Consider the following 9,697-nt stretch of genomic DNA (forward strand, 5'->3'; position numbering starts at 1 on the left):
GCCCTAATCTCTATATTATATTGACTTTTTTACAGATCTTTTTAGCATTGTTTCTTTTTAAAGAGAAATACTATGTCAGACGCTACAAACACAGAGCAACAAGAAATCGATTTAACCACAATCTCTCCTGAACTTCGCCAAGTTATCGAATTTGATGAAGTGCCAAAAGAGATGCACTTTATGGTTACTTCTATTCATGAAGTGTCTGAAGAAGCAGTACGCGAAGCTTGGGACAGCCTGCCAGCAAGCGCACAAAATGTTTTGGACAACTTCGAGCAGTTCCACGCTCTAATCACGGTTAGCCAAGCTTTCGCTGGTGTTAACGTGATGGAAGAGTTCCCTACTCTTAAACTTCCAGAAGGCATGACTGACGAAGAAAAAGAAGAGTACCGCGCTCAACTACTAGACCAAGTTCTACATAACTGTGTAAAAGACATGGTTAAACAAATCAAGAAAGCTCGTCGTGATGCTATCTTGAAGCTTGATTTTAAAGAAGTTTTCACTAAATAAGCCGTTGCTCAACCTTAAATTAGGTTGAACGCAAACAGTGATACTAATGCTAAGCCGCCTGTTGCTTTAAACAAGCGGCTTTTTTATATCCACTGCTTTTTCTATTGGTCGCTTATCTGCGACTCATCAATACTTCACGCCGCTCTTGCGCTGTGCAAATAATATGACTTTGCACTCATACAGTGTGGCTCAAAACCGAAGTTTATAGCGTATAAAAATGACGCATGTTCCCATTCATGGAATCAAGATCGAGTTTTACCTAATCTAAAGCCAATAACTTCAAACAAGAACTTCAAAGCAGGCAAGTCGCGTTAACTTTTAATGAGTAAAGGCAATGTCCCTTTGAGCTACACTCACGCCCTTAATCTGGGCAAATACTTGCTGGCCGACTTTAAGGTCAAGCTCATTCAATGCCCAAGAAGTAATGGTTGCCCATAGATAACAGCCAGACTCCAATTCCAACTCAACCGCCACACTCTGCTTATTGCTCCCTTGTTGATGCGTCTCTACGCTTTTAATCGACACAGGAAGAATGTTACGGATTGAAGTGCCTTTTGGCTCCTCTAGCGTGATTGAGACATCATTTGCCCTGACCTGAAGCCTTACGGTAGCCCCAATCTCACTCGACACTTTCTGAACCCACAAAGACGTAGACTTTCCGAGCATTAAACGAGACAAAGCGTAATCGTCGTTGTGCTCTGCCAGTTTCGCTTCAAACAGTGAGCTTTGCTCTGAGAAAGACTGCCAAGGCTGCATCGCACGTGACGCCCATACCTGTTCGGTCACACCAGACGACACTACCTTACCTTGGTCAATGATGACCAAGTGATTCGCCAATCGTAAGATTTCGTTGAGGCTGTGAGTGACGTAAATAATCGGAATTTGTACGGTCTCGGATAAGTTCTCCAGAAACGGCATCACTTCACGCTTTCTAGGTAAATCAAGAGATGCCAATGGCTCATCCATCAACAAAATACTTGGCTTAGATAACAGAGCTCGGCCAATTGCCACACGCTGCTTCTCTCCGCCAGATAAACGAGCCGGATAACGATCTAGCAACGAGTTTAATGAAAGCAGAGACACGATCTGATCAAAGTGCGCTTTATCTGTGCCTTTAACACCGTATTTAAGATTCGCCGATACTTTCATATGAGGGAACAGCCTTGACTCTTGGAATACATAGCCGACATTGCGCTTATGCGTTGGCAAGTTTATCCCTTGTACACTGTCGAACAAGGTTGTCCCCGACACACTGATCAAACCTTTGTCTGGTTGTTTAAGGCCACTAATGGCATTGATTAAAGAGGTTTTACCCGCGCCAGAGCGACCAAAGATCGCCGTGATACCACGGCTTGGCAGTTCTAAGTCGATATCGAAGAAGGTTTCACCAAGCTGCTGTTGGTATTGGAGGATCAAAGCACTCATGCGTTACCTCCCAAACGTTGTGCCGACTTTCTGTTTAACCATTCAGACAACATCAATGAACCCAGCGCTATCACAATAGAAATCGCACACAGGCGTGCGGCTTCCATTTCAGCACCTGGGGTTTCAATAAACGTGTACATAGCCAGTGGAATGGTTTGAGTTTCACCCGGGATATTGGATACAAAACTGATCGTAGCACCAAACTCACCAAGACTTCGCGCAAATGAAAGCATGGTTCCCGTAATGATCCCAGGGATCATTAAAGGCAAGGTGATAGTAAAGAATACTCTGACTGGTGAAGCACCTAATGTGGCGGCCGCCTCTTCCAATTTACTATCGACCGTTTCTAAGCTTAAACGAATTGAACGAACCATTAATGGCAGTGCAACTACGACACAGGCTAATGCCGCGCCTTTCCAACTAAAGCTGAATACGATACCAAACACCTCATTCAGCCAAGAGCCGATAATGCCTTGTCTACCCATCATCACCAGCAACAAATAGCCAATCACCACTGGAGGCAACACCAAAGGTAGGTGAACAATACTCTCTAGAATGCTTTTTCCCACAAACTGCTTTTTAGCAAGCAGCCACGCGAGGCCAATCCCGATTGGGATCAGCCATAGGATGGCAAATCCAGCCACTTTCAAACTCAGCATTAAGGCTTGGTATTCGTATTCCGATAAATACATCATTTAACGCACTTCAAAACCAAAACTGTTCAAAATGTCCTTCGCTTGCTCGCTACTAAGGAAAGTATAGAACTCCTGAGCAACCGCTTGGTCACTCAGTTTCGCTACAGGGTAACGTATAGGTGTATGCAAATCTGCCGGGAACGTCGATACAAGACTCACTTCCTTAGATAGTAGCGCATCCGTTTTGTAAACAATACCGAGCTTAGCTTCATTGCGCTCTACCAACGCCAATGCCATACGAACGTTATTACTTGGTGCTAACCGTGTCTTGACCTCATCCCAAACAGCCAGTTTTTCTAGCGCTTCTTTCGCATAGATACCAGCAGGAACCGACATGGTATTGCCAACCGCAAGCCTTTCATTATCAAGAAGTTTAGACCACTGATCACCTTTTGAAATATCAAATGAAATTGGCTCTTCCTTTGGAGAAATTAGCACAAGCTCGTTCTCACAAAGATTTGTGACATTGTCACTAGAAACATAGTTTCGATCGACAAGATGAGTCATCCATTTTTCATTTGCCGAGATAAAGATGTCTGCTGGTGCACCTCTTTCGATCTGTCGTACTAATGAAGATGTGCTGGCATAGACAGGAATAACGTCAACAGAATGGTTTTTCTCAAACTCTTCAACTAACAGATTTACTGCATTAGTCATAGACGATGCCGCATAGACACGGAGTTTTTCGGCAGCCAAAGCATGAGCAGAACTCAATGAGGTGGTTAACGCTACCGCTAGAAGAGTGACTAGATTTTTCATTGCTCTCACTTATCTGTTGTTCTTTTAATTTCTTGGCCAGTTTGTTTCAGCTCAGGCCAAAGCAGGTCAAGATTTAAGTGGTCTTCGATGGCATTGGCAATTCGATTAATACCCAACTCTTTCAGTTGTTCGTGGTCAATCGCTGCTACTTCATTAGCACCTGCCCATTCACAAATCAGGGATAACGCATCGCTGTTATCTAATATACCGTGCAAGTAGGTACCAAATATCGAGTTGTCTGAGTTTATCGCGCCATCAAGGTTGCCAGATTCTAACTGAACCGGTAATGCCATTTCATTGACATCAGTCCTACCTACGTGAATTTCATACCCTTTTACTGGTGCTGACTTTCCATTTAGGCTTAAATTCCCAAGCACGTTCGTTAACGTTTTCTGTTGCGTTAACGTGGTTTCAGCATCAAGGTACCCTAACCCTTCACTGCTTCCCGGCTCGCCTTCAACGCCATCAGGATCGTGGATAAGATTACCGAGCATCTGATAACCACCACATATGCCCATCACTTTGCCACCTAAACGCAGGTGACGCTGAATGTCTTTGTCCCAACCTTGCTGCTTCAAGTAATCCAAATCGGCTCTTACTGACTTAGTACCCGGTAAGATGATCAAATCAGCGTTGTTCAAACGCTCACCTTTACCGACGTAACGAAGATCAATCGAAGGATTAAGTCGCAACGCGTCAAAGTCCGTATGGTTGCTGATTCGTGTTAGAACAGGTACCACGACTTTTAGCTTAGCCTCTCCATCGGACTCTTGAGCGGAGGTAATGGCATCTTCAGCTTCCAAATTAAAACCATGCAGATATGGCAAAACACCTATTACAGGCTTGCCCGTTTTCTCTTCTAGCCAATCAAGGCCCGACTGAAGCAGCGCGATATCGCCTCTAAAACGGTTAATCACAAACCCTTTTACACGAGCTTGTTCAGATTCAGATAACAGAGCTAATGTGCCATACAGGTGCGCAAATACACCACCACGGTCAATATCAGCCACAATAATCACTGGGATGTCTGCCTTTTCAGCGAATCCCATGTTCGCGATATCATTCTCGCGAAGGTTGATTTCTGCAGGACTTCCCGCCCCTTCGATCATCACGCTTTCGTATTCATCCAAAAGTCGATCAAAAGAATCGATTACTGTATTCATCGCGACTTTCTTATAATCATGGTAGCCCGTAGCCTCCATGTTACTTAATGCACGCCCTTGCAGAATCACTTGAGCGCCAGTATCAGAATTGGGTTTAAGCAATACAGGGTTCATGTGCACTGAAGGTTCAATATTACAAGCTTGTGCCTGAACGGCTTGAGCGCGGCCAATTTCGCCACCGTCTTTGGTCACGGCACTATTCAAAGCCATGTTCTGTGGCTTAAAAGGTGCCACTTTAATTCCTTTCCTAGCCAAAACACGGCATAAACCTGCCACCAATACACTTTTTCCGGCATCTGATGTGGTTCCCTGAACCATAAGGGCGTTCAATGGTGCTCGCATTCGTACTTAAATCCTTAGTTTCTCAGCCCGCAGGCAATACTTCTCTTTAACCATCTTAACGTCATTGGCGACTCGATGCTCAATAAAATGAATGGAAAATGAATGTGTTACTCACTCTAGATTCAAACCGAGTGTTGTTTAATAGCCTCATCGAAACAAAACGTTTCAACTAACAAACAACATTAAGGGATTCACCATGAACAAAACTGTATTAGCTATCGCAACCACTATTATCCTTGCTCCAACTTTCGCAATGGCTGGTGACCATAAAGACAATAAGCACGAGAGCTCTATTGCTTACACAGGACCTATTGAAACCGTTTCTGTCGCGACCCTACTTGCAGACACAAGCATGTTTTCTGAGCAAGACGCGATTGTAGACGGCAAGATTGTTCGTCAACTTAAGAACGACACATTTATCTTCTCTGACGGCCAGAGCGAAATTCAAATTGAACTGGACGACGATATCCGTCTAGCACAACCGTTAACAGCAGATACCAAAGTACGTATCTTCGGTGAATACGAAGGTGGCAAAACACCGGAAATCGAGGTTGACCACATCCAAATTCTATAACCGATAAATATAAAACTAACGACTTCAAATAAATTGGCCTGCATATTGCAGGCTTTTTTGTATTATACTGCCGCAAAATACATTTATATGGAGTCACCATGCTAGGTTGCACTAACAAGACTGTCCTTTTAGGACTAGCTGCACTGTGTTCATTCTCTGCGTCTGCAAACAACTTTAACTACAACACATTCGAGCTGCGCATGGGTACCAGCCCTAGTACTTTCGGTGGTGAAGTCACAACCATGTTTACTCAGAACTCACACTTTGTAGCTCGCATCGATTCAGAATTTGAAAGCGATTGGGATGCTGCTGTCGGTATGGGTTTTAACGGTCCAATTAGTCAATTTGCTGATGTGACTGGCCAAATGCTACTTCACAACATTGAGCGCAATGACGACAACCACATCAAGACTGAAATTAACCTAGGCTTAAGAGCATGGTTAATGGCAAACGTTGAAGTTAACGCTCGCCTTGGTCAACTGATCGACAATGATGATACTCGCTCAATCGTGGGTATTGGTGCCCGTTTCCATTCAACAGAACAACTGTCTGTTGGTCTAGATATGCGCAATAACGGTACATACGGACATCAGCTGTTAATGTCTGCTCGATTCGGCTTCTAAGCTCACTATACACCCTAATGTAAGTGGCTAATTCTTATTGATTATTCATTTACAGCATGATTTTTAAGGCTAATAGGTTCTTTATCTGTTAGCCTTTTTTCGTTCTCATCCTTTACCATCAGTTTTATACAAACAGCTTCACGACACGCTGCGTTCTATTCTTGATTTGGGCCATCCAACCACATCCGCTCTAGTACCTTTTATACAATTAAATTATTAATAAATGCCAATTGATAAAACAGCTTTACTGCAGTATGGCGTACTGGTACTCTTTGCGAAAATTTTGCTGAAAATGGAGTACCTTAATGGGTGTAAGCAGCATTTCTATTAAGAACAAACTAACATTGATGTTTGTTGTCATTATCTTCGCCATGACGATGATTCAAACTTATATCACTGGCAAGCAACTGTTGAACGAAACTTACCGCTCTATCCAACAGTATTCGACCACGCTTACCGAGGCCAATGTTTCTGGAATTGAAAAGTGGATAGAAGGTCGTATTAACGTTGTAAATGCAGCGAAAGACGCGTTCAAATACACGGACGATCCAAAAAGCTATTTCACCCAAAGTACTAACGCAGGTCGATTCCAAATTGCGTATGCTGGACTTTCTAACGGCCGTTTCCTACAAGGTGTCGATTTGCCCGTACCCGAAGGTTATGACCCTCGCACTCGCGACTGGTACAAAGTGCCAATGTCTACAGGCAAAACAGTAGTAACTGAACCCTACGTCGATGTGGCAACCAATGACCTTGTCGTGACCATTGCCAGCCCTTTCAATACCAACGGGTATTCAGGTGTTATTGGTGCAGATCTTAACCTAAATACGTTGATTAACGATGTTGTAAGCATTGAGCAGCCAGGCGTTTACGCATTCCTTGTCGATGGAAATGGTAAAATTGTTGCCCACAGAGACCGTGACCTTACGCTTAAATCAGTTGCTAACGTCTCACAAAACCTCACTGCGAATAAGATCAAATCGCTATCTCAAGATCCGGGTTTTGAGGAGATGAGCATCGACGGCGCGGAGTCTCTGCTTTCAGCGAAAAAAGTTCCTCATACCGACTGGTACTTCACTGTCGTTATCGATAAATCCCAATCTTTTGCTTCTTACCGCTCGTTGCTTCGCCAATCGGCCATCTTTGGCCTGATTCAGCTTGCCGTTATTGCATTTGTGGCAATGTTTGTCATTAAGAAAGCACTCGCACCGCTAACAACGTTAAGTTCAGCAATGGAAGCACTGTCTAAAGGCGATGGTGATTTAACCCAACGTATTACCGTCAACAGCAAGGACGAAATAGGCACACTGGCTCATCACGTGAATGCGTTCATCGCTAAGCTGCAAGAGATTGTCCGTGATATCGCAGACTCTTCTAGCCAATTGAACGAGCAATCTGAAGTCAGTACCAATGTTGCTCGCCAAACGAGCGATGGCCTAACAGTTCAACTGCATGAGATCTCGCAAATCGCAACCGCAGTTCACGAGATGTCGGCAACGGCTGAGGAAGTGGCAAACAACGCACAGATGACAGCAGATTCAGCGATCAGTTCTACTGAAAACTGTGAGCAAGGCAAGCGTGTGATTATTCGTAATCAAGATTCAATCACTAACCTTGCACAACAGGTAGAAAATGCATCGGGCATCATTCAAGAGCTTGAAAAGAATGCCCTAGACATTAACGCGATCCTTTCAACAATTTCAGACATCGCAGAGCAAACTAACCTACTTGCACTTAATGCAGCGATTGAAGCGGCACGTGCTGGTGAGCAAGGTCGTGGTTTCGCAGTGGTTGCAGATGAAGTTCGTGTGCTATCTCAACGTACTCACAGCTCTACTGATGAGATTCGTGAAATGATTGAGACTCTGCAGAAAAACAGTGTTAGTGCCGTTGAATCAATGCAGCGTAGCCAAGACTTAGCTCAATCTAGTGTTGATGATGCGAACAATGCCACCACAGCGCTTGAAGAGATCGCAACATCGATCCAGCAGATCTCTGATATGGCGTCACACATCTCGAATGCGGCATCTGAGCAAAGAACCGTGACTGGCGAAGTAAGCAAAAACATCCAATTAGTTAATGATGTGTCAGACAAGATGTCGACGGAAGCCGATAACTCGCGTCACCTTTCAGAAGAATTACGTGGCATCGCCCAACAATTGAATACCCAAGTTCAGTTGTTCAAGTACTAATAAGATTATTGGCCAGAAACCAACAAAAAGCCCCCGACCACAGCAGTGCTCGGGGGCTTTGTTTTCTTCTGGTGGTGAACCATTAGTGTCAGTTCACATACCTCAACTTGTCTCGCATAGTGATAGTTACAGGTTAACCATCAGCATCTTTTTCTGGTGATCTAGGTACTCTTCATAAGTACCTTGGAAACTCACTAATTGCTGGTCTTTCACATCAATGATGTGTGTTGCCAGTGAAGATACAAACTCACGGTCGTGACTCACAAAAATAAGCGTACCTGGATAAACCTTCAGCGCATCATTTAGCGCTTGGATCGCTTCCATATCCATGTGGTTCGTTGGTTCGTCCATCACAAGAACATTAATGTCTTGCATCATTAGCTTGCCAAATAACAGACGGTTCTTCTCACCACCAGAACAGTTACGTGCTTTCTTGTTTGCATCATCAGCAGTAAACAGCAGACGACCTAGAATGCCGCGTACCATTAAGTCATCGTGCTTCGCTGTACGCCACTGTGAAATCCAATCGAATATGCTCAAGTCGTTGTCAAAGTCTGCACTGCTATCTTGCGGGCAGTAGCCGACTGATGCGTTTTCTGACCATTTTACGATACCTTGGTTTTGCTCCAATTCACCAACTAGACAGCGTAGTAAAGTGGTTTTACCCACGCCGTTCTCACCGATAACCGCAAGGCGCGTGCCCGCCTCAAGTAACAAATTACCACCAGCAAATAGCGTCTCGCCTTCGAAACCGTGGCCTAGCTCTTGAAGCTCAAGCGCTTGGCGGTGTAGCTTCTTACCTTCGCCGAAGTTAATCGACGGACTCATACGGCTCGACGACTTCACTTCATCAAGAGTGATCTTTTCCATCTTCTTAGCACGAGAACTCGCTTGCTTCGCTTTCGATGCGTTGGCACCGAAACGGTTCACGAAGTCCTGTAGCTCGTTGATTTCGGCTGTCTTCTTCGCATTAGAAGCCAGAAGTTGTTCACGACGTAAACCCGATGCTTCTAGGAAGTACTCGTAGTTACCTGGGTAGATACGAAGTTCACCGTAATCGATGTCCGCCATGTGCGTGCATACCGAGTTCAGGAAGTGTCTATCGTGCGAAATGATGATCATTGTACATTTACGCTGGTTTAACTCTTCAGCAAGCCAGTTGATGGTGTGAATGTCCAAGTTGTTGGTCGGTTCATCAAGTAACAGAATATCTGGGTTCGCAAACAATGCTTGCGCCAAAAGCACACGCAGTTTCCAACCTGGAGCCACTTGCTGCATCAGGCCAAAATGAAGCTCTTCTTCAATACCCGCTTGAATAAGAATATCGCCAGCACGACTTTCCGCTGTATAGCCATCCATTTCAGCGAACTCGCTTTCAAGCTCTGCCACTTTCATACCGTCTTCTTCGCTCATT

General features: G+C 44.5%; 9 protein-coding genes. 4 read left to right on the forward strand and 5 right to left on the reverse strand.

What is annotated here, in order from left to right; translation table 11 throughout:
• Nucleotides 1-72 precede the first annotated feature (72 nt).
• On the forward strand, nucleotides 73-510 hold the full coding sequence (locus BCT81_RS09310; RefSeq protein ID WP_102423949.1) for a DUF3069 domain-containing protein: 438 nt from the start codon (nucleotides 73-75) through the stop codon (nucleotides 508-510).
• A 318-nt stretch (nucleotides 511-828) separates the two neighbouring features.
• Here the strand turns inward: BCT81_RS09310 and modC are convergent, their stop codons facing one another.
• From modC to BCT81_RS09330, 4 genes are read right to left on the reverse strand one after another with little or no spacing between them, the layout of a single operon-like run.
• Complete coding sequence (gene modC, locus BCT81_RS09315; protein ID WP_102423950.1) at nucleotides 829-1,935, reverse strand: molybdenum ABC transporter ATP-binding protein ModC; 1,107 nt, start codon at nucleotides 1,933-1,935, stop codon at nucleotides 829-831.
• Entirely contained in the window at nucleotides 1,932-2,630 is a 699-nt protein-coding gene (gene modB / locus BCT81_RS09320) for a molybdate ABC transporter permease subunit (protein ID WP_061030927.1), read from the reverse strand. Before modB ends, modC begins: the two co-directional genes overlap by 4 nt.
• Nucleotides 2,631-3,389: a molybdate ABC transporter substrate-binding protein gene (modA, locus tag BCT81_RS09325; protein WP_102423951.1), complete on the reverse strand. Its 759-nt coding sequence runs from the start codon at nucleotides 3,387-3,389 to the stop codon at nucleotides 2,631-2,633.
• 5 nt (nucleotides 3,390-3,394) lie between these two features.
• On the reverse strand, nucleotides 3,395-4,894 hold the full coding sequence (locus BCT81_RS09330; protein ID WP_102423952.1) for a cobyric acid synthase: 1,500 nt from the start codon (nucleotides 4,892-4,894) through the stop codon (nucleotides 3,395-3,397).
• A 196-nt stretch (nucleotides 4,895-5,090) separates the two neighbouring features.
• On the opposite strand from BCT81_RS09330, the gene BCT81_RS09335 reads away from it, so the two are divergent.
• The 3 genes from BCT81_RS09335 (at nucleotide 5,091) to BCT81_RS09345 (ending at nucleotide 8,283) form a co-directional block, all read left to right on the forward strand.
• Nucleotides 5,091-5,468 carry a NirD/YgiW/YdeI family stress tolerance protein gene (locus BCT81_RS09335; protein WP_102423953.1) on the forward strand — a complete coding sequence of 126 codons (378 nt, stop codon included), beginning with the start codon at nucleotides 5,091-5,093 and terminating at the stop codon, nucleotides 5,466-5,468.
• 98 nt (nucleotides 5,469-5,566) lie between these two features.
• Nucleotides 5,567-6,091, forward strand: a complete 525-nt coding sequence (locus tag BCT81_RS09340; RefSeq protein ID WP_061030923.1) for a hypothetical protein — start codon at nucleotides 5,567-5,569, stop codon at nucleotides 6,089-6,091.
• A gap of 305 nt (nucleotides 6,092-6,396) precedes the next feature.
• The gene (locus BCT81_RS09345; RefSeq protein WP_102423954.1) at nucleotides 6,397-8,283 is read left to right on the forward strand and encodes a methyl-accepting chemotaxis protein; all 1,887 of its coding nucleotides are present in this window, start codon (nucleotides 6,397-6,399) and stop codon (nucleotides 8,281-8,283) included.
• Nucleotides 8,284-8,409: 126 nt separating this feature from the next.
• Here BCT81_RS09345 and BCT81_RS09350 read toward each other — a convergent pair.
• Nucleotides 8,410-9,697 (reverse strand): ATP-binding cassette domain-containing protein (locus BCT81_RS09350; RefSeq protein WP_102423955.1); only part of this gene is annotated, 1,288 nt, incomplete at its 5' end.

The sequence above is a fragment of the Vibrio sp. 10N.261.52.A1 genome (assembly GCF_002876325.1).
Taxonomy (GTDB): Bacteria; Pseudomonadota; Gammaproteobacteria; order Enterobacterales; family Vibrionaceae; genus Vibrio; species Vibrio chagasii.